Origin of the sequence: Pontibacillus yanchengensis Y32, assembly GCF_000770635.1 — a bacterium.
GTDB classification, from domain to species: domain Bacteria; phylum Bacillota; class Bacilli; order Bacillales; family BH030062; genus Pontibacillus; species Pontibacillus yanchengensis.
Genome location: NZ_AVBF01000043.1, coordinates 13509 through 33053, shown reverse-complemented (window position 1 = coordinate 33053; position 19545 = coordinate 13509). Strand labels below are relative to the sequence as shown.

Sequence of the window (19545 nt, the reverse complement as noted above, 5' to 3'; positions counted from 1 at the left end):
GCTTGCCAGCTCGCCGGCAGGACGCGAGTTGTTCCACGGCCACCTTTATGCTTACTAAAACAACGGAAACATCTCTCATCCACATAATATCTCGAATCCAAGTCTTCCAGATTATGGTGCTTATATAGAAGAAAATATAACCATTTCATTATTATATCAACAACAAACTTTAACAAAGCCAATATAAAGTTAACAGGTTGGCTGAATAGAGTTTATGATTTATTAAAACTTAGTTCTTACGCAATACTTTAGACAAAGGATATATACCTAAACTTTGTACCACTAATGATAATACAACGACGGCAAATGATATGGAAATCAAAAGATTCACTTCATCATTTGAAGATACCTGTGCTTGCAAACTTAACAGTAATGCAACTGACATCGTTCCTTTTATTCCCGACCAGCTAATGAGTGTTATTTCACGCCAATCGATTTCCTTTCTCCAAGAAGGGAAGAATTGAATAATCCCTGCAATAATTACAAATCGAATCACAAGAGACGATACAAAAAGTAACAGGGCAATTTCCCAATCCCCAATGGTTAAATAGCTAGTAGCCTCTATACCAATTAATAAGAAAACAAGTGCTAATATGGTAGGTTCCACTACATTCCAGAAACCATCCAACGCTTCTCGATAATGATCTTCTTGATTCGTATGTTCAAATTCCCAGGATAACATGATGCCTGATGCAACTGTCGCCAAAACACCGGAAACACCAATATGTTCTGCTATATGAAAGATGCCATAAGCTAGAATAATGCTTAGCATTACCTGGTATTCTTTATGATGGGTTATATGAACAGCTTGACTAACAGCCCATCCACAAAATAATCCTAGAATCGCACCGCCTATAGACACAAGTAAAAACTCACTTAAGAAACTGATAATGGAGAAGGATTCTTGATTAATAAACATGCCAGCTAAAACGGTAAATAGTACAATACTTGTTCCGTCATTAATCATGGACTCTCCTTCAACAACATCTGCAACTTTTGGGTTATCGGCAGATTTTTTTAATATCGACACAACGGATACAGGGTCAGTAGGTGTTAAAATCGATGCAATCACTAGAGATCCTATAAGTGAAATGGAGACAAAAACTCCACCTACCACATGTATCATAAATCCAAATAGAATTGCCGTCATGACCAAACCTATCGTACTTAATGTTGCAATAATACCACCATGTTCTCTTAAGGCATTTGGCGAGTACCGATATGCTGATACAAACAAAAGAGCTGGCAAAAAGAGATCATAAATAATAGTTTTATTAACCTTAATGGATTGGAAAAAAGGAATAAAAGATAAAAGAATTCCAGCCACTAATAGCACTACAGGTACCGGAAAATTTTCTTGCTTTTTATCAATTGTGAATACAATATAGCCTACCAATAGTAAAAGAATGATTTGTAAAGGCGTCAATTCGTTTCACCTTCCCTTATGTAAAAAATTATGAAATCTTTTCTTTCATTTTATATTACCAGTCTTATTTAACATACAAAAAAGCGTCCTTTTAGAGGACGCTTTTTTCTATTATTTCATTTCGTTCAATCTTGTTTCCACTGCCTTTACTAAACGACTGTCATCTTCTAATTCTGCTACTTCTTTTAAGGTCTCAATAGCTCCTTTTTCTTTAACGGATTGATGAAGGGAAGATGCTTCATCATCATTGTCGTCCTTATATAAAAGAGCGGCTGCAATAATTTCAGAAAGATTTTCTGGATCTTTACCTACCCATTCAATATATTCAAGGGCTGGACGAATGAGACGATCATTTGAACCCAATTTACGTTTTGGTGCACGACCCACTCTTGTAACTTCATCAGATAAATCAGGGTTTAAGAATCGTTCAATAATTTTTTCGATATATTCATGATGTTCTTCTTTAGAAAAGTTATATTTCTCAATTAAAACAGATCCGGATTCATGAAGAGCTGCTCGTACTTTCCCCACAATCGTCGGGTCATCCATTGCTTGTTTAATGGTTTGATGCCCATAGTATCTTCCTAAATATGCTGCTCCTGCATGACCAGTGTTAACCGTAAATAGCTTGCGTTCAATAAATGGCGTTAAATCATCAACATATTTAATTCCTTGGACAGGAGGCTTTTCACCTTTGATATCGCTCGTCTCCACGACCCATTCATAATAAGGTTCAACCTTAACCGTTAGAGGATCATCATTATTTTGATCTGGAACGATTCGGTCTACAGCAGCGTTAGGAAATCCTACATTCTTTTCGAAGGTATCTTTTTGATAATTGATATGATCTAAAATATGGGCTTTTAGTTGTTCACTGCCACCAATCATATTTTCACATGCAATGATATTGATAGGAGATTTTCCTTGCTCTAGTCGCTTCTCTAATCCTTGAGCGATGATCTCTGAGATGGCAGATAAAATATGCGGTCCTACTGCTGTTGTGATGATATCAGCATTTACTATTGCATCTACAACCGCATCTTTTTGACTTATACTATTCAGACCACTTACATTGTGTACATCTATTTTTTCACCGCTTCCAGCTAATTCAACCGTATAGGATTGACGTTGATTTAATTGATCAATTAATGTTTCATTAACATCTACAAAGATTGTTTCATAATTTGATGCATACAATAGTTCACCAATAAATCCTCTTCCGATGTTACCGGCACCAAAATGAACAGCTAACATATTAATTCACCTCGCTGAAAAGGGAAATCACTTCATCTTTCGTTTGCGCGTCTAAGATTTTTTGAATGTTCTCTTCCTCGGAGCATACTAAGGCTATTTGAGAAAGAATTTCAAGATGCTCGTCACCTTTACCGGCAATGCCAATAAGCAATTTCACAATATTTCCATCTCCAAAATCAACACCTTCTGGAACAGTGACAACTGAAAGGCCTGTCTCTAACACAGATTTCTTAGCATTTTCCGTCCCGTGAGGAATAGCTACATAGTTCCCCATATACGTAGAAGTAACTTCTTCACGCTCTAGCATGGAATCAATATAATCTTCACTTACATATCCCTCGCTATGCAAAATACCTCCGACATAACGGATTGCTTCTTCCTTACTTGAAAGTGTTTGGTTTAATTCAATATTTTCTGGTTTTAAAATTGTGGACATTGTAAAATCCTCCCTATGATTGTTTCGTTTTAAAGAATTTGTGAAGCTGATTTGATACGTACCGAATCATTTTATCTTCATCTTTTGATTCAAGGATTATGGTGCTATCCTCGTCTTCCACGATTAAAGAACTAATAAAACTTAACACTTCTAGACCCTCTTGATGTATATTCTTTGGTGCTAGCATCATGAGAATTGTATCAACTCTCATATTTTCATCGTCCATCCCTTTTAAGGTTAGTGGTGTTTCTACCATATGAATAGAAAAGGAAGCTTGATCAATAGCATCGCTTCTTGCATGGTATAGAGCAAGATGTGTGTCTGGTATCCCCAGCCCTCCTATATCTTCCCTATCAAGCAAGTGTTGAACTACCGGTGATTTGTCTTTAATGATGCCAGCCTTTTGCAATTGGTCTGTGACCTGGCTTAAAGCATCCTCTGGATTTGTGGCTGTAATTGTTTGTACCATTAATCCATTTAAAAGTTGACTAATTGTATTGGCATAACGTTGAACCGATTCAACGGACATGCGTATAGCATGTAATGTTTCGTCTTCTACCTCATTTTCAACTGGGATTGATCCATCATCTCTTGCCAATTGACCGGTAAGCTGCACTCGCCTTATTGCATGTTCTATCTTATGGATGTCTTGCTTTGGTAAAATTGGACTAACTTGCACATAGTCTTCAAATTCAACAAGTCCCACTGTCGAAATAATTAGGTCATATTCATCCGTTACACTTTGGTCCAAATCAAATAGGGATTGATGCTTTACTTCTTCAATTTCTTTAAATTGTTTAGTTAGCTTAGCTGCTAAAATCTTAGCTGTACCTATGCCACTTGCACAAACAACGAGCACCTTTAAACCTCTTGTATTCTCCACATTTAGTAAAGCAGAAGCAAAATGCATTACCACAAACGCTGTCTCCTCTTTAGGAAATTGAAATTGAGGGAATACTTGGTGAAGAGAATCTTCTACTGTATAAAACAACTCTGGATAGTCTCTTTCAATTTGTCCCGTTAGTGTGTTGTGTATCTCCATTTTTTGTTGGAGACGATATACGCTCGGTTTTAGATGGACAACTAGGTCATTGAGTAATCGCTCTGACTTATTTAAATTTACACCCATTCTTTTGGAAACAGATGCAATTAGTTGTTTTGCTTTAAAGGCTATACTTAAACTGGACTGCTCTAATAACTGTCCTTGATTATATCTTGCCTTAGCTCCCATTAGATGCATCGTAATATATCCTGTCTCTGCTTCTGGAATAGAGAGGTCAAATGTTTGTGCTAGCTTGTTAATGAGTTGACTTGCTATGTCAAATTCTTTAGATGATTTCAAGGTGTTCAAGTATTCTTGATTCATACCAATCGTTTCACCTTTTTGAATACGTTCTAACGCCAGAGCTAAGTGAACGACAAGACCTACATAAGCATTGTCAGCCAAATGGTACGTTAATTGTTTACGAACCTCATCCACATGAAGTTTAATAGCTTTTAATTTCTCTTTATTTACAAGACCCAAGAGCTGTTCAGATACCTTATTCAAGGAATCCTCTGTAGAGTCTCCAATATTTTGTTGAAGAAACGATAAGAAATCAAGTTCATCCATATGCTGCATTATTAGGTAGCTAATGACTTCTCTAATCTTCGCTTCTTCACCTTCTAACTGAACACCGTAACCTCTTTTTCGTATAAGTTGAAGCTCTGATGAAACTAAATCCTCTTCAATCTTATCTAGATCATTACTTATTGTTGCCACAGTGACACCAAGTTCGTTGGCTAATACCATTAACTTTACAGGATCTCCCGCTTCAAGTAACCTGGACAAAATGATAACCTGGCGTTCTTCAGGTGTATAATCAATAATTTTTTGTTGATACACGGACTTTTTAACTTGTTGTTTCGCTTCATTTGTACCTACAATTCTTAAACCTTGCCCGGAAAGCTTTTCGATTTCTAAATCAAATTGTTGAAGTACTTCTTCAACACCTTTAATGTCACGATGAACGGTACGTGTACTGACCTCTAACGTATCAGAAATATTCTTAATGGAAAGAACTTCTTCACTCTCTAACAAAAATTCAACTATTTTCCGTTCACGACCTGTCATATACACACCTGCTCCACCTCCCTTCTTGAAGCTGCAGGTATGGTCAGGACCTACTTTTATCATAAAACGTACACTCAAAAAGATACAACGCTAAGAAAAAGTAACTTCGTCTTACTTGTTATGACAAAATTTAATTGCAAGAACAAAAGCGTAAGAACCGGCTACCGACGTATGGGCTTAGGACCATATTATGTGAGTTTGTTTTATTGCCTTAGTTAAATAAAGAGTCTGATTCAGAAAACCAGACTCTTCTTTTCTACTCATTTTTTAATTCTGTAACTAGTTCATCATACTTAGGACTATTCAAGAAGTTGTCTACAGAAATATGATGGGCACTTGGAACCTTTTGAACGGCACGCTCTGTTAAATCCTTATGGGTGATGACAATATCAACATCGCTTGGCAAGTCATTGATGGCCATATTAGTTACATCAATATTGATATCTGCTTTCTTGAATTTATTCTTTAATAGTGATGCCCCCATTGCACTGGATCCCATACCAGCATCACAGGCAAAAATGATTTTCTGCACTTGTTCTTGGTCCACATCAGGTACTTCACCTGAAACAGAAGCATCTTGTGCTTGCTCAGCGTTTTTAACCTCTTCGGAAGACTCTTCACTTTTAATATTGTCAGAAACACTACTTTTCTTGCCTTTCATTTCTTCCATTTTTTCTGTAGCCTGATTAATATCACCTTCATCTTGACTACTTAATCTTAGAATGATGGAAGCAACGATAAAGGATGCAACAGCCGCTAGAAGTACTCCTAGGGTGACAGGGAGGAAGTTCCCTTTTGGTGTTAGGGCAAGGAGTGCGATGATACTACCCGGTGAAGGTGTAGACGTCAATCCAGCATTAAGTAGTGCGAATGTTGATGTTCCTGTTACACCACCAGCAATTACAGCTAGAATTAATGAAGGCTTAGAAAGAATGTAAGGGAAATAAATTTCATGAATGCCTCCAAAGAAGTGAATAATAGCAGCACCAGGAGCTGATTGCTTGGATACGCCCTTGCCAAATACAATGAATGCTAATAGTACTCCAAGTCCTGGACCTGGGTTTGTTTCTAATAGAAATAGAATAGATTGACCTGTATTCTCTGCTTGATCAACAGCGATTGGACTTAATATTCCATGGTTAATTGCGTTGTTTAAGAACAACACTTTTGCCGGCTCTATAAAGATATTAACAAGAGGTAATAGACCAGCGTTTACAAGAACTTCAACTGCAGATGCTAATACATTTGTAACACCCTTAACAACAGGCCCAATAATGTAATAACCAAATATAGCTAGTAGTCCACCACCTATACCTGCTGTAAAGTTGTTCACTAACATTTCAAATCCGGATCGAACTTTTCCTTCAAAGAACTTATCAATATACTTAATGGTCACACCACCAAGTGGTCCCATTAACATAGCTCCCATGAACATAGGGATATCAGCACCTACGATAACCCCCATCGTAGCAGTGGCACCTACAACTCCGCCTCGTAATCCATGTACTAGGCGACCACCTGTAAATGCAATTAATAGCGGTAATAGATACGTGATCATAGGACCAACAAGCTGAGCTAGTTCTTCATTTGGCGTCCAACCTGTTTCAATAAAAAATGCTGTAATAAGTCCCCATGCGATAAATGCACCAATGTTTGGCATAATCATTCCACTCAAGAAACTACCAAACTTTTGAACTTTTGCTCTAATTCCCGTTTGTTGTTCACTCATGATTTGTTCCTCCTTTGTCGTCTCTTTTTATTTTTTCTGTATCTTCATAGTAAAGCGATTACACCCCCTTTCTCAATACAATCTAAATGCACGTTTGGCATACACTCTATGACATAATTAAAAAAGCCTCCATGACAGTAGTTACACACCTCCAGGTTGTCACCCTGCTGTGAGGTATATCAAATCACATATAGTAAGCACACACTTGTATTTCAGTGCGTGCTTCTCGCTGCTTTTATATGTTTTTCAAATCTATTTCCTCATAACGATGAATCCAAGGTTTCTTACCTTCTAACTGAGCAGCTAATTGGAATAGCGTCTCCTCTTCTCCCACTCTTCCAGAGAATTGAACTCCAATAGGTATGTTCGTTTCCGACCAATATAAAGGTACACTCATCGATGGTTGACCAGTAACGTTAGCAAGTTGAGTGAAACTTACATAATTGACCATTGTATCAAACATATCTTCTATCGCATTTTTCTGATGATCAAATGCTCCAACTTCAGCTGGCAGTCCGTTCAGTACTGGCGTTACGAGAATATCATAAGTATCGTGAAAAGCTAGTGCTTTTTTGCTCGTCATCTGTAGTCTAACTCGTGCCTCTTCATATTCTAGCGCTGTAATACTGTTTCCATTTCTGAACACATCATAGGAAACTGCCTCTAAGTTATCTTCACCAGGTATGGTTCCTGCCAAAAGCCCCATGTGCTTAATGATGACGGACCCACTTGCAATCCATATGGTAATAAAATCACGAGCAAATTGAATAAAATCAAAAGTAGGTACCTCATAGCTGACATCATGTCCTAACTCTTCCAAGAGCGTAACAGTGGTTTCTATAGCCGCACGGTTTTCTTCTGAAATGGATACTTGTTGATTCCAGTCAGGTGCAATTGCAACCTTTAATGTTCTCGGTTTTTTATACATCTCATTTAGGAACGATATATCTTCATTTAAGGAAGGATACCCCTCATAAGCACCTTTTCCTTTTACTACATCCAATAGTGCCGCACTATCTCTTACTGATCTTGTTAGAGCATGGCTTACCGCAAAGTCATTCATATAAATTCCATAAGGACCTCGACCTCTTGAGGGTTTTAACCCAAATAATCCACAACAAGACGCTGGTATTCGTATGGAGCCACCTCCGTCACTTCCATGAGCAAACGGAATCATACCAGATGCTACTGCTGCTGCTGCTCCTCCACTTGATCCACCTGCAGATAAAGATAAATTCCATGGGTTTCGTGCTGGCCCTAAGTATTGAGGATCTGTTGTAGGCAGAAAACCGAATTCAGGTGTGTTTGTCTTTCCGAGAAGAACAAGTCCAGCATTTTTATACCGCTCTACATATATGTCATCTTCCTTTGCAATGTATCCTTCCATAAGTTTAGAACCAGAAGATGCTGGGTGACCTTTCACTTGGTTTAAGTCTTTTATTAAAAAAGGTAAACCAGATAAAGCACCAGTTAATTGATCCCCATTCTCTGCAGTAGCTATAGCTTCGTCAAACATCGTGTGAACCACAGCATTCAGCATAGGGTTATATTGCTTGATTTTTTGTATGTAATAATCGGTTAATGCAAGAGAAGATATGTGACCCTGGTCTACTAAAGATTTTTGGCCAAGCGCGTCTTGATATTTTATTAGATTCTCTATATTCATGTACATCCCACCTATAATCGAAACATTTTTCTTCACATTATACATGATTGTCAGGAACGTCCAAAAAAGTTCATAAATCATTCATATGTGAATACCTTCACATAACTATTCTTCTTATATAATGATAGTAGAAACATAAACCAATTTAAGGAGGCATTTCTATGATTACGACAGCTCTAACTCCATGGAGGCTTTTTCGTAAGGGGAAATGGCAATCAGAAGTCGATGTTCGAGATTTTATTATCCACAATTACACACTTTACAATGGTGATGATTATTTTCTACAGTCTCCTACTTCAAAGACGGTGGAATTATGGAAGCAGGTAATGAAATTAACCAAAGAAGAAATCGAGCGTGGTGGAATTTGGGACATGGATACCAGCACCCCTTCCTCCATTACTTCTCACGGCCCGGGATACCTTAATCAATCTCTAGAAAAAATTGTAGGTCTACAAACAGATGTACCTTTCAAACGTTCGATGCAACCCTATGGTGGCATTCGAATGGCTAAAATGGCTTGTGAATCATATGGATACTCCTTAGATAAAAATACAGAAAGAATTTTCACAGAATATCGCAAAACACATAACCAAGGCGTATTTGATGTGTACACGGAAGATATGAAAAAAGCACGTAAGGCTGGTATTATTACCGGACTACCTGATGCCTATGGTCGTGGACGAATTATTGGTGATTATCGAAGAGTCGCTCTTTATGGGGTTGATTTTTTACTAGAAAGCAAACAAGAGGATTATATACAACTAGAACATGACGGTGTGATGACCGAAGAAATCCTTCGAAGCCGCGAAGAACATGCTGAACAAATTCGAGCATTACAAGAACTTAAAGAGATGGCTTCTTCTTATGGATTTGATATCTCAAAACCTGCGCAAAACGCTCAAGAAGCTATCCAGTGGCTGTATTTTGCCTATCTTGCTGCCATCAAAGAACAAAATGGCGCAGCAATGAGTTTAGGACGCGTGTCTACCTTCTTAGATATATACATCGAACGTGACTTAAGCGAGGGCACTTTGACGGAGCAAGACGCTCAGGAACTAATCGATCATTTTATTATGAAATTACGTCTTGTGAAATTCGCACGTACACCGGAATACAATGAGTTGTTTAGTGGGGACCCAACATGGGTGACAGAATCCATAGGTGGCATAAGTTTAAATGGTGAACCTCTTGTAACTAAAAGTTCGTTCCGATTCTTGCATACATTAACTAATTTAGGACCAGCACCTGAGCCTAATTTAACTGTATTGTGGTCAACAAAACTTCCAGAAAACTTTAAAAAGTATTGCGCAAAAGTCTCCATTGAAAGTAGTTCTATACAATATGAGAATGATGACCTTATGCGTGAACAGTACGGGGATGACTACGGTATTGCTTGTTGTGTAAGTGCAATGAAAATTGGCAAACAGATGCAGTTCTTCGGTGCCCGTGTAAATTTAGCCAAAGCACTATTATATGCAATCAATGGCGGAATAGATGAAAAACTGAATATGCAAATGACACCTCCTCTCCGTCCGATTACGTCAGACATCTTAGCTTTCGATGAAGTAATGGAACGATATGACTTAGTTTTAGAATGGCTTGCAAAACTTTATATGAACACCCTAAACGCTATTCATTATATGCACGATAAGTATTCTTACGAACGTATTGAGATGGCTCTTCATGACGCAGAAGTAATGCGTACCATGGCTGGTGGCATAGCAGGGTTAAGTGTTGTAGCAGATAGTTTAAGTGCAATTAAACATGCCAAGGTTCACGTTCTTCGAAATGAAGAAGGATTGGCTGTTGACTACCGTATTGAAGGGGAATTCCCTAAGTATGGAAACAATGACCCACTAGTCGATGATCTCGCAGTAGATATTGTAAAACGTTTTATGAATAAGTTTAAAAAACATCCAACATACCGAAATGCGATTCCGACTCTATCCATTTTAACGATTACTTCTAATGTAGTATATGGTAAGAAAACAGGTAATACTCCTGATGGTCGGAGAGCTGGTGAACCTTTTGCTCCGGGAGCAAATCCACTACACGGTAGAGATACATCTGGTGCGCTAGCATCACTAAATAGTGTGGCAAAACTTCCATACGAGTATGCTTTAGATGGTATATCAAATACGTTTAGCTTTATTCCAAAAGCGCTTGGTAAAACACTTTCGAATAGAATTGACAACCTTGTTTACATCCTAGATGGCTATGCGGCTAAAGAAGGTCACCATTTGAATATTAACGTATTTGAAAAAGAAACATTACTACACGCTATGGAACATCCTGAACTATATCCACAACTAACGATTCGCGTATCAGGATATGCAGTAAACTTCGTCAAATTAACAAAAGAACAGCAACTAGATGTTATACATCGCACATTTCATGAAAAATTGTAAGGTGTAAAGACATAAGTAAGGGAGGTAGAGCTCATGAAAGGAAGAATACACTCTATTGAAACATGTGGTACAGTAGATGGTCCTGGACTGCGTTATGTTTTGTTTTTACAAGGCTGTCTGTTGCGATGCCAATTTTGCCATAACCCAGATACTTGGGATAAACACGGAGGATACGAGAAAGATGTAGATACTATTGTAGAAGATATACAAGACTACCTTCCTTACATCCAAAACCATGGTGGGGTAACCGTAAGTGGAGGCGAGCCACTGTTACAGATTGACTTCTTAATTGAATTATTCAAAAAATGCAAGCAAATTGGACTTCACACAACCATTGATTCCTCAGGAGGTTGCTTTAATCAAAGTACAGTGTTTTTAAAAAAGCTTGAAGAACTACTTGATTATACAGACCTCGTTCTATTAGACATCAAGCATACGGACAAAACAAAACACAAACATTTAACAGGTATGAAAAATGATCATATCTTAACCTTTGCTAAGTTCCTTGCAGAAAAGAATATCCCAGTATGGGTTCGACGCGTTCTTATTCCCGGGCTCACCAACGATGATGAAGAATTAAACGAACTGAAAAGCTTCATTGATCAATTAGGAAATGTTGAGAAAGTTGAAATCTTACCTTACCATCAAATGGGTGTGTACAAATGGCATCAACTTAACTTGGACTATCCTTTATATGATGTGTCTCCCCCATCCCAAGAGGAAGTCAAACGAGCCGAACATATATTAGGAATTTAAACTTTATCCTGGCGACTAATGTCGCCAGGATATTTTATTATGGTTTACTGGTGATTGTCCCTTGGTGAAATGTCATCCTCCATCCAGATGTATCTTTTTTCCAAATAGAACTGCGTAATGTATATTTTTCCTTATCCTGATGATGTACACTGTATGTTGTTAATGCAACGTCTTTAGCAAGCTCACGCCCACTAAAATTGGAAAGAATCATCTTTGGAGGCTTCTCTGACGGTAAACGATCTAGTACATCTTGTTTATCAAACAATCTACCAGAGCTCCCAATCTCTTGAAAATCATCTGCAAGCAATTGATTCAAACGTTCTTCCGACTGTCTAACCTCTGGTTTTAACAATTCCTCTTCCAATGTTTGGAGTAAAATCTTCACACTATTATTCATCATCTCCACCTCCATTTTCCTCAGTGTACTATATTTATTCCATTATTGCCCCATTATGTTGAAGACTTGGAATCGAGATATATTGGGATAGGTCCGATACTTTAAAATCATTAGGGTTGGGTGGGAAACAACTCGCGTCCTGCGGGCGAGCTGGCAAGCTACCTTCGGGGAAAACACCCTCAGGGGATCTTGCCTACCTCTTTCTCCCGCGGGAGTCTCGTCGTCTCCCACCCAACCCTGCCAATATGTTGCGATCGGACCTACGGCTATAAGTAGTTCATCTTCCAATGTACATACCAAATAACGTACTCATGTCGGTCACGAATGCCCATTACTCTCATTAAGGAAATAGGCCACATTACCATCCCCACTCTAGACTGGCCATGTTTCCGTTCATCCAAATAACAGCAAAGGTGGCCGTGGAACAAGGAGACTCCCGCCGGAGAAAGAGGTAGGCGAGACCCCGGAAAGCCCAGATTTTGGGCTTGAGGAGGCTTGCCAGCTCGCCGGCAGGACGCGAGTTGTTCCACGGCCACCTTTTTTCTATCTAAAGCAACGGAAACATTCCACTTATTTTACGATTACTAATATATCTCGATCCAAGTCTTCAAGATTATGCCTCGATTATTGAACAACTTTTCCTAAACACATTAAACTCGCCCCAAAAAACATGAGAATCGGCCAATTCTTGTTAATTTCACCATTTCGCTTATAATGCATCAACTTTCACAAATACTAAAACTACCAAATGACGAAAGAAGGGTTTTTACTATGCGAGTAGCTGATTTGTTTGTGAAGTGTCTTGAGCAAGAAGGGGTTGAATATATATTCGGCGTTCCTGGTGAAGAAAATATTGATCTAATGGATGCCTTACTTGATTCGAGTATTCAATTTATTGTTACCCGTCATGAAACCAGCGCTGCGTTCATGGCTGGACATTATGGTCGCTTAACAGGTAAGCCTGGAGTGTGTTTGGCTACGCTTGGTCCCGGTGCTACCAACTTATTAACTGGGGTTGCTAACGCAAACATGGATCAATGCCCTATTGTGGCCATTACTGGTCAGGCTGGTCTAGATAGGCAACATAAAGTTTCACACCAATATTATGATCTAGTCTCTGTATATGAACCTGTAACGAAGTGGAATACACAAATCAAGAAAGCGGACATTGTTCCTGAAGTAATAAGAAAAGCATTTCAAGTGGCTGCTGAAGAAAAGCCTGGTGCTACTCACATTGATTTACCTGAAGATATTGCAGCTATGGAAATCGATGCACCACTACTCTCCATTCGCGAATGTGATGTATCCATAGCATCAGAGTCTGCTGTAAAAAGAGCCGTATCCTTAATAGAAAAAGCTCAACATCCACTCATACTGGCTGGTATGGGGATTACACGAGACCAAGCAGCTGAATGTTTACGTTCCTTTACAAACAAACACCAAATACCTGTAGTCCATTCCTTTATGGGAAAAGGAGCACTTTCTTTTGAAAATGAATTAAGTCTACTTACTGCAGGGCTGGGTGGAGATGATTATATCACTTGTGGATTTAAACAGTCTGACTTAATTATTTCAATAGGCTTTGACATGGCAGAATACCCCCCTAAAAACTGGAATCCTGATGGGAAAACACCTATATTGCACATAGATAGTCAAGAAGCAGAAACAGATGCACACTATCCCGTGCAAGGAAGCTTACTAGGTGATATAAGTTCGAATATAAATCTTTTACAAGAAGCTCTTCCCCAAAAACAACGTGATAACAGCTGGGTGATGCCAGTAAGGGAAAAAGCCTTATCCGAATTAGAATCTTACAAAGAGGACTCTAGCTTACCAGTAAAGCCTCAAAAAATCATAAACGATTTACGTGCCGTTCTAAAAGAAGATGATATTGTTATTTCAGATGTAGGTGCACACAAAATGTGGATGGCCAGAATGTATCACTGCTATGAGCCAAATACATGCTTAATATCAAACGGTTTAGCTTCCATGGGCGTAGCAGTACCAGGCGCTATTGGTGCAAAACTTGTTCACCCTGATAAAACAGTCGTTGCAGTTTGTGGAGATGGCGCTTTCCAGATGACAAGTGCCGAGATGGAAACAGCTATGCGATTACAGCTACCGATTGTTATTTTGCTTTGGAGAGATGAAGGCTATGGATTAATTGAATGGCATCAAAAGAAAGCCTTCAATCGTGCTTCTCATATCGATTTTGGTAACCCTGATTTTGTGAAACTAGCAAATTCCTATGGATTTGAAGCATTTCGCGTTGAAAAAGGAGAAGAACTAAAACCAATCCTTGAAAAGGCAATAGAACTCAACAAACCTGTCCTTATTGATTGCCCAGTAGATTATGAAGAAAATATGAAGCTAACCGAAAAATTAGGAAATATAAGCTGTTAAGGAGGAGCACAAGATGAGAATTGGATCAATCATAAATGGTCAAGAACGCAATGAAGATGATCGTGAATCATTAGCTGTTCTCAATCCATATAATCATGAGGAAATAGGTATGCTGGCATTAGCAACACAAGATGATTTAAACGATGCCGTAGAAAGTGCTTTCCGTACGTACCATGATAGTATGAAAGGTATGTCAGCACACCAACGCGGGGAAATATTACGAAATGCTGCAGATTTATTGGTTGAACAAAAAGATGAATTTACTTCTATTTTAGTTCAGGAAGCTGGAAAACCACTTAAATATAGTAAAGGTGAGGTGGACCGTGCCATACAGGTATTACGTTTTGCTTCTGAGCTAGCAAAAAACATTTATGGAGAATTAATCCCTATGGATGCAGCTCCAAGAGGCCAAAATCGAATGGGGATGGTTACGAGAAAACCATTAGGTGTTGTTGGGGCTATTACTCCTTTCAACTTTCCGTTGAACTTATCGCTACACAAGCTAGCTCCTGCTATTGCAGCTGGAAATACTATTGTCTTTAAACCTGCTGAAAAAACACCTATTTCTGCATACAAATTAGTCAAATTATTTGAACAAGCTGGTTTACCTAATGGTGTTTTAAACCTTGTCATCGGTACAGGAAAAGAAGTCGGTGAACCTCTTGTTCAACACGATAAAGTAAACAAAATTACGTTCACTGGATCTGTTCCTGTAGGAAAAAACATACGTGCTTCTGCAGGATTAAAGAAAGTGACATTAGAACTTGGGTCCAATTCTCCTAACATTTTATTTGAAGATGCTAATGTGGAAGATGCTGTTGAGAAATTGACGACAGGTGCTTTTGCCTTCTCAGGTCAAGTATGTATATCCGCACAGAGAATTTATGTCCATCAAACCATATACGAAGATTTTTTGAAAAAGTATAAGGAAAGCACAAACAAATTAACCATCGGAGATCCGGCTAGCGAGGAAACTGACATAGGCCCAATGATTAATGAAGATGAAGCTAAACGGGCAAAAGAATGGATTGATGATGCTGTGGAGAATGGCGCTACGCTTCAATCAGGCGGAGAGCGAAGTGGCACTATCTTAGAGCCAACCATTTTGACGGATGTAAAGAAAAACATGAAGGTTATAGCCCAAGAAGTATTTGCTCCGATTGTTTCTGTAATGCCATTTGAAACAGAAGAAGAAGTAGTGAAACGTAGTAATGATTCGATTTACGGCTTACAGGCTGGTGTATTTACTAAGGATATTGACCGAGCCTTTCGAGTAGCCAATCAGTTAGAAATGGGTGGTGTTTGGATTAACGAAATCTCCACGTATCGGCAAGACAACCACCCATACGGTGGCGTGAAACAGAGTGGACTTGGTAAAGAAGGAGTAAAATATGCAATCGATGATATGACAGAAATGAAGTTTATTGGAGTTAAGCTCCAAGGTAAGGAGTGATTCGATGATTCTAAATATTGTATTAGCCTCTTTCCTATCGTTTTTCACCATAACAGTTCCCACAAATGATGCAGTGACTTCCGAAAAGGAATCATTCCATAAGTCTGATAAATTATATAGCATCTCAGTAGATTATCCTAACTTTGAAGGTACAACGAAGCCAGCTTTTATAAAAGAAATGAATGAGCGATATAAACAGTATGCACAAGATTTATATGAAGGCTATATGGAACATGCTAGTGTGTACTCCTACCTTGCCAAAATGCGCGATCAATCATTGGAATACACATCTACTTATGAAATCCCATTTAATACGTTTCCACTTGTTAGCATTTTATATCATCATGTAGAACTCTCAAGCGGTCCACATAAACAGCATCATAACGAAGCAAGAACGTTTGATATCGAAAGACAAAAAGAGCTCACATTACACGATTTGTTCGAAGGCTCATCTCAGTATGAAGCGTTTCTTTTAGGTGAGTCATCTAAGCAACTGACTGATAAAAAACAAATCAATGCGAAACATCTAAGTGAGGATGCAATGTATTACTTAGGAAAAGACGAGCTTGTTTTATTTACGAGACCAGATGCGATTCTATCCACCAAGGAAGAAATATCAACCGTTGCAATCCCTTACTCAGAACTCCGTCCTTATTTTACAGAACGATATGAAAAACTATTATTGAGTAACCGATATTAAGAACAAAAGCTCGGGGCGCCCAGTTAGCAACGTATATGCTGCGGCCCACACGACGTGGGTTGGTTCGATGTTGCTACGTGACGTAGCGAATTTAATCGAACTTCCTCTAGGTATTTTGAGATAAAGGCAACACGAAGAACGAAGTGATTCGATGTTAACTTATCGTACGGAGGCGAGGGAAGCATACTAGTCGCTGGGCGCTGGAGCTGGACGTGGCCGCATCACTTTTTCATTTATACACAAGCATTGAATTTTATAGACGCTAGATAAAAAAACAGGTGTCCAGCACTTCAAATGGACACCTGCTTTGTTATTTTTCTTAATGGATTCCCAAGAACCCATTAAAGCCCATACTCCGATACATAGAAAAACAAAGGATAAAAGTGAATCAAACTTACGATAATAAAATAACATAAACCAATTCCACGGAATAACACTAACCCAATTTTGAACAAACTCGGTCCTTCATTATCGTTTCTTGGCAATTTATTTTCTCGGATCATAAATTGTATATATTCCACAATTAACCATAGGGAAGCGATACCAAATGTACTCAAGGCTACTATCCCTGCTCCTAAACCACCATAATCAGGTTGAGGACCTTGAATCATCCAGATGTAAAACTCAAAATTACTTCTTACTAATAGAAATATAAGGATATTTAAATAAAGACCAGCTATTACTATTAGAGAAGGGAAGCGCTCTACTGCACCTAACACAAGAATAGCTAGAATCCACATAGAAAACACCCAAAACAATGTCCCCAAGTGATCCAATACATAGCTTAATGTTAAGTCATCTGTAGCAGGGTCAGGAAATACGTGCGACAAAAAATGGTCTAGTGGTTGACTCACACTATATAAAAGCAGTGCAACTCCTCCTATAGTTAACACATACCAGAGTACCCACATTTTCCATCTTCTCTGTAAATAGTCTTGTACCATAAACCCTCTCCCCCTTCCCTATTTTTCTATTTATGTGAACATCATGAATAATGTCCAAATTGCAAAAAGCAAAGCTGGAAGTTTCTTGTTTTTCTTATCTCCTTTTACCACATCTAAAGTAGTAACGATAAACCAATACGCTATTACAACAGTAAAAACAACAACTAAAGCATTCTCATTTAAATTAATTTGATCAAACATGTTCCCACTCCTTGATAAAAACCAATATCTCTAGAATAGCAGGGAACGTGCAATATGATAAGGATTTTATCAGGAAAAGCTCTTCAATTATCAAAGTCATCTTACACTTTTGCTTTCAAATGCGAAAAGGTTCACCTTTATAGTGAACCTTCCCTTTTATTCTTTAGTATAAAAGTCATGTTTCTGGAAGAAGGACATTATCTCCTCAACCAACTCTTCTGCAAGAGGTAACCTTGGTTCGGAGTATGTCTTTACATTTTCTTCTCGATTCATTGGCGCTTTCTTCAAAACATGATTCATCTGATCGATAATAATAACCTCAGATTCGTTATTAGCTTCATGCAATGCTTTGGCAGCTTCAGGTGGAACTTGCAAATCAGTGCTCCCACCAATGATTAAGGTAGGTATAGTAAGTTTATTAATTTCACTCACAGGTGTATAGTTCATCCATGATGAAATAAATGGTTGGATAGATGGTCTTAAAACCGATTGAAGTTCTTTTGGAACATCTTGTGTAGTTTTTCCTTTTTTCAATATGTCAAAAATAGATTGGCTTCGCTGTAATGTTTCTTCTGATAGGGAAGCAGCTAGCTGTTCTTGTATCACCTCGTCGATAGAGCGACTTGCACCAGCGATTGACACAAACGTGTCGACCTCAGATTGTTGAGCTGCGAGCATACCAACAAGAGACCCTTGACTATGGCCAATCACACCTACATTAGTAAATCGATCGCTGTTATTTAATTTTTCTATCCAATGTGTTGCATCATTTACAAATAAGTCAAAGGAAATATCTTCTTCTTTAGAAATTATGGATTGGTTCTTCCCTACACCTCGTTTATCGTATCGTAGACTTGCAATGCCTTCCTCCGCCAACCTTTCTGCCAATAACTTCAGACTATTATTGTTACCTGGCAGTTGACTAGAGTTCCCATTTCGATCTGTCGGTCCTGAACCTGGGATTATAAGAACTACGGGATGAGGATTGTTCGTTTCAGGAGTAAGAAGTACCCCTTTTAATGTTCCCTTTTCCGTTTCTATGCTTATGGTTTCTCCCGCTTCTTCTCGCTCTTTTTCAAGTTCCCCTTTTGTCATCTTAAACGGAAAGGATTGACCTTGTTGGGTAAAGGTTCCTTCAAATGTCTCATTGCTCACTTCACCTTTAAATGAAATGGACTGGCCAGCAATTTCCATGGAAAATGTAACGTTCTGCTCGTTAACAGTCAAACCAGATAACGGGTAGTCACTTACATTTTGCGATGGAATACTAATCATCCCCTTCCACTTATTCTCCTTCACAAATTCTAAAACGATTGGTAACGGACTACCAGGCACCTCTATGAACCCTGTCCAAGTACCACTTATATCAATAGATTCATTTGGTGAATTCGTATTATCATTCATCTGCGAGCACCCCACTACAATTAGTAACATTACAAGGAATAGTGACATTTGCTTCATGACCATTCATCCCTTTCGTCCTTATATAATATGTATTACGTTGTTTAATCAGATATTGTTTCACTTTTAGAGACTACATTGACTAAATATGAAATGAATTTTTACAATCATACAAACCTATACTTTTAGAGTGCAAGAAATGTTTTTTTTAAAGAAAAACCATTTTGAGGAAAGAAAGCTAATCTACTTTCTGATTTA

15 protein-coding genes are annotated in these 19545 nt (G+C 38.4%); 5 read left to right on the top strand and 10 right to left on the bottom strand.

Translation table 11 applies throughout. The annotated features are described in order from the left end of the window. Positions 1-229: 229 nt before the first annotated feature. The 6 genes from N782_RS14400 to N782_RS14375 all read right to left on the bottom strand — a co-directional run bounded on the left by N782_RS14400 (position 230) and on the right by N782_RS14375 (position 8705). Positions 230-1426 carry a cation:proton antiporter gene (locus tag N782_RS14400; protein ID WP_036821553.1) on the bottom strand — a complete coding sequence of 399 codons (1197 nt, stop codon included), beginning with the start codon at positions 1424-1426 and terminating at the stop codon, positions 230-232. A 111-nt stretch (positions 1427-1537) separates the two neighbouring features. Beyond that, on the bottom strand, positions 1538-2680 hold the full coding sequence (locus tag N782_RS14395) for a mannitol-1-phosphate 5-dehydrogenase (RefSeq protein ID WP_036821551.1): 1143 nt from the start codon (positions 2678-2680) through the stop codon (positions 1538-1540). A gap of 1 nt (position 2681) precedes the next feature. Beyond that, the gene (locus N782_RS14390; protein WP_036821549.1) at positions 2682-3116 is read right to left on the bottom strand and encodes a PTS mannitol transporter subunit IIA; all 435 of its coding nucleotides are present in this window, start codon (positions 3114-3116) and stop codon (positions 2682-2684) included. Positions 3117-3129: 13 nt separating this feature from the next. Next, positions 3130-5307, bottom strand: a complete 2178-nt coding sequence (locus N782_RS14385; RefSeq protein WP_161783119.1) for a BglG family transcription antiterminator — start codon at positions 5305-5307, stop codon at positions 3130-3132. 178 nt (positions 5308-5485) lie between these two features. Continuing rightward, positions 5486-6958, bottom strand: a complete 1473-nt coding sequence (locus N782_RS14380; RefSeq protein WP_036821541.1) for a PTS mannitol transporter subunit IIBC — start codon at positions 6956-6958, stop codon at positions 5486-5488. A gap of 235 nt (positions 6959-7193) precedes the next feature. Then, a complete protein-coding gene (locus tag N782_RS14375; protein WP_237582668.1) occupies positions 7194-8705 on the bottom strand; it encodes an amidase in 1512 nt (503 codons plus the stop codon). An 80-nt stretch (positions 8706-8785) separates the two neighbouring features. Here N782_RS14375 and pflB point away from each other — a divergent pair, with 80 nt between their 5' ends. Continuing rightward, positions 8786-11032, top strand: coding sequence for a formate C-acetyltransferase (gene pflB / locus N782_RS14370; protein WP_036821536.1), 2247 nt, complete (start codon positions 8786-8788; stop codon positions 11030-11032). Positions 11033-11065: 33 nt separating this feature from the next. Further along, positions 11066-11788 carry a pyruvate formate-lyase-activating protein gene (gene pflA / locus N782_RS14365; RefSeq protein WP_036821533.1) on the top strand — a complete coding sequence of 241 codons (723 nt, stop codon included), beginning with the start codon at positions 11066-11068 and terminating at the stop codon, positions 11786-11788. A gap of 37 nt (positions 11789-11825) precedes the next feature. Here the strand turns inward: pflA and N782_RS14360 are convergent, their stop codons facing one another. Further along, positions 11826-12185, bottom strand: a complete 360-nt coding sequence (locus N782_RS14360; RefSeq protein ID WP_052111356.1) for a nuclear transport factor 2 family protein — start codon at positions 12183-12185, stop codon at positions 11826-11828. A gap of 771 nt (positions 12186-12956) precedes the next feature. Here N782_RS14360 and N782_RS14355 point away from each other — a divergent pair. The 3 genes from N782_RS14355 to N782_RS14345 are packed head-to-tail and all read left to right on the top strand — an operon-like array spanning position 12957 to position 16741. Then, positions 12957-14588, top strand: coding sequence for an acetolactate synthase large subunit (locus tag N782_RS14355; protein WP_036821525.1), 1632 nt, complete (start codon positions 12957-12959; stop codon positions 14586-14588). 13 nt (positions 14589-14601) lie between these two features. Continuing rightward, the gene (locus tag N782_RS14350; RefSeq protein ID WP_036821522.1) at positions 14602-16041 is read left to right on the top strand and encodes an aldehyde dehydrogenase family protein; all 1440 of its coding nucleotides are present in this window, start codon (positions 14602-14604) and stop codon (positions 16039-16041) included. Positions 16042-16045: 4 nt separating this feature from the next. Then, complete coding sequence (locus N782_RS14345; RefSeq protein ID WP_036821519.1) at positions 16046-16741, top strand: PdaC/SigV domain-containing protein; 696 nt, start codon at positions 16046-16048, stop codon at positions 16739-16741. A 341-nt stretch (positions 16742-17082) separates the two neighbouring features. Here the strand turns inward: N782_RS14345 and N782_RS14340 are convergent, their stop codons facing one another. The 3 genes from N782_RS14340 to N782_RS14335 all read right to left on the bottom strand — a co-directional run bounded on the left by N782_RS14340 (position 17083) and on the right by N782_RS14335 (position 19347). Beyond that, entirely contained in the window at positions 17083-17685 is a 603-nt protein-coding gene (locus N782_RS14340) for a hypothetical protein (protein WP_036821517.1), read from the bottom strand. Positions 17686-17715: 30 nt separating this feature from the next. Further along, entirely contained in the window at positions 17716-17886 is a 171-nt protein-coding gene (locus N782_RS21595; RefSeq protein ID WP_161783118.1) for a hypothetical protein, read from the bottom strand. 156 nt (positions 17887-18042) lie between these two features. Next, positions 18043-19347, bottom strand: coding sequence for an alpha/beta hydrolase family protein (locus tag N782_RS14335; protein ID WP_084103106.1), 1305 nt, complete (start codon positions 19345-19347; stop codon positions 18043-18045). Positions 19348-19545: the final 198 nt, after the last annotated feature.

What these genes read in the sequence shown, in the direction of transcription:
- N782_RS14395 (WP_036821551.1), bottom strand. Translation starts at nt 2,680, where the DNA reads ATGTTAGCTGTTCATTTTGGTGCCGGTAACATCGGAAGAGGATTTATT.
- N782_RS14390 (WP_036821549.1), bottom strand. Translation starts at nt 3,116, where the DNA reads ATGTCCACAATTTTAAAACCAGAAAATATTGAATTAAACCAAACACTT.
- N782_RS14380 (WP_036821541.1), bottom strand. Translation starts at nt 6,958, where the DNA reads ATGAGTGAACAACAAACGGGAATTAGAGCAAAAGTTCAAAAGTTTGGT.
- N782_RS14375 (WP_237582668.1), bottom strand. Translation starts at nt 8,705, where the DNA reads ATGATTTATGAACTTTTTTGGACGTTCCTGACAATCATGTATAATGTG.
- pflB (WP_036821536.1), top strand. Translation starts at nt 8,786, where the DNA reads ATGATTACGACAGCTCTAACTCCATGGAGGCTTTTTCGTAAGGGGAAA.
- pflA (WP_036821533.1), top strand. Translation starts at nt 11,066, where the DNA reads ATGAAAGGAAGAATACACTCTATTGAAACATGTGGTACAGTAGATGGT.
- N782_RS14360 (WP_052111356.1), bottom strand. Translation starts at nt 12,185, where the DNA reads ATGAATAATAGTGTGAAGATTTTACTCCAAACATTGGAAGAGGAATTG.
- N782_RS14355 (WP_036821525.1), top strand. Translation starts at nt 12,957, where the DNA reads ATGCGAGTAGCTGATTTGTTTGTGAAGTGTCTTGAGCAAGAAGGGGTT.
- N782_RS14350 (WP_036821522.1), top strand. Translation starts at nt 14,602, where the DNA reads ATGAGAATTGGATCAATCATAAATGGTCAAGAACGCAATGAAGATGAT.
- N782_RS14345 (WP_036821519.1), top strand. Translation starts at nt 16,046, where the DNA reads ATGATTCTAAATATTGTATTAGCCTCTTTCCTATCGTTTTTCACCATA.
- N782_RS14340 (WP_036821517.1), bottom strand. Translation starts at nt 17,685, where the DNA reads ATGGTACAAGACTATTTACAGAGAAGATGGAAAATGTGGGTACTCTGG.
- N782_RS21595 (WP_161783118.1), bottom strand. Translation starts at nt 17,886, where the DNA reads ATGTTTGATCAAATTAATTTAAATGAGAATGCTTTAGTTGTTGTTTTT.
- N782_RS14335 (WP_084103106.1), bottom strand. Translation starts at nt 19,347, where the DNA reads ATGAAGCAAATGTCACTATTCCTTGTAATGTTACTAATTGTAGTGGGG.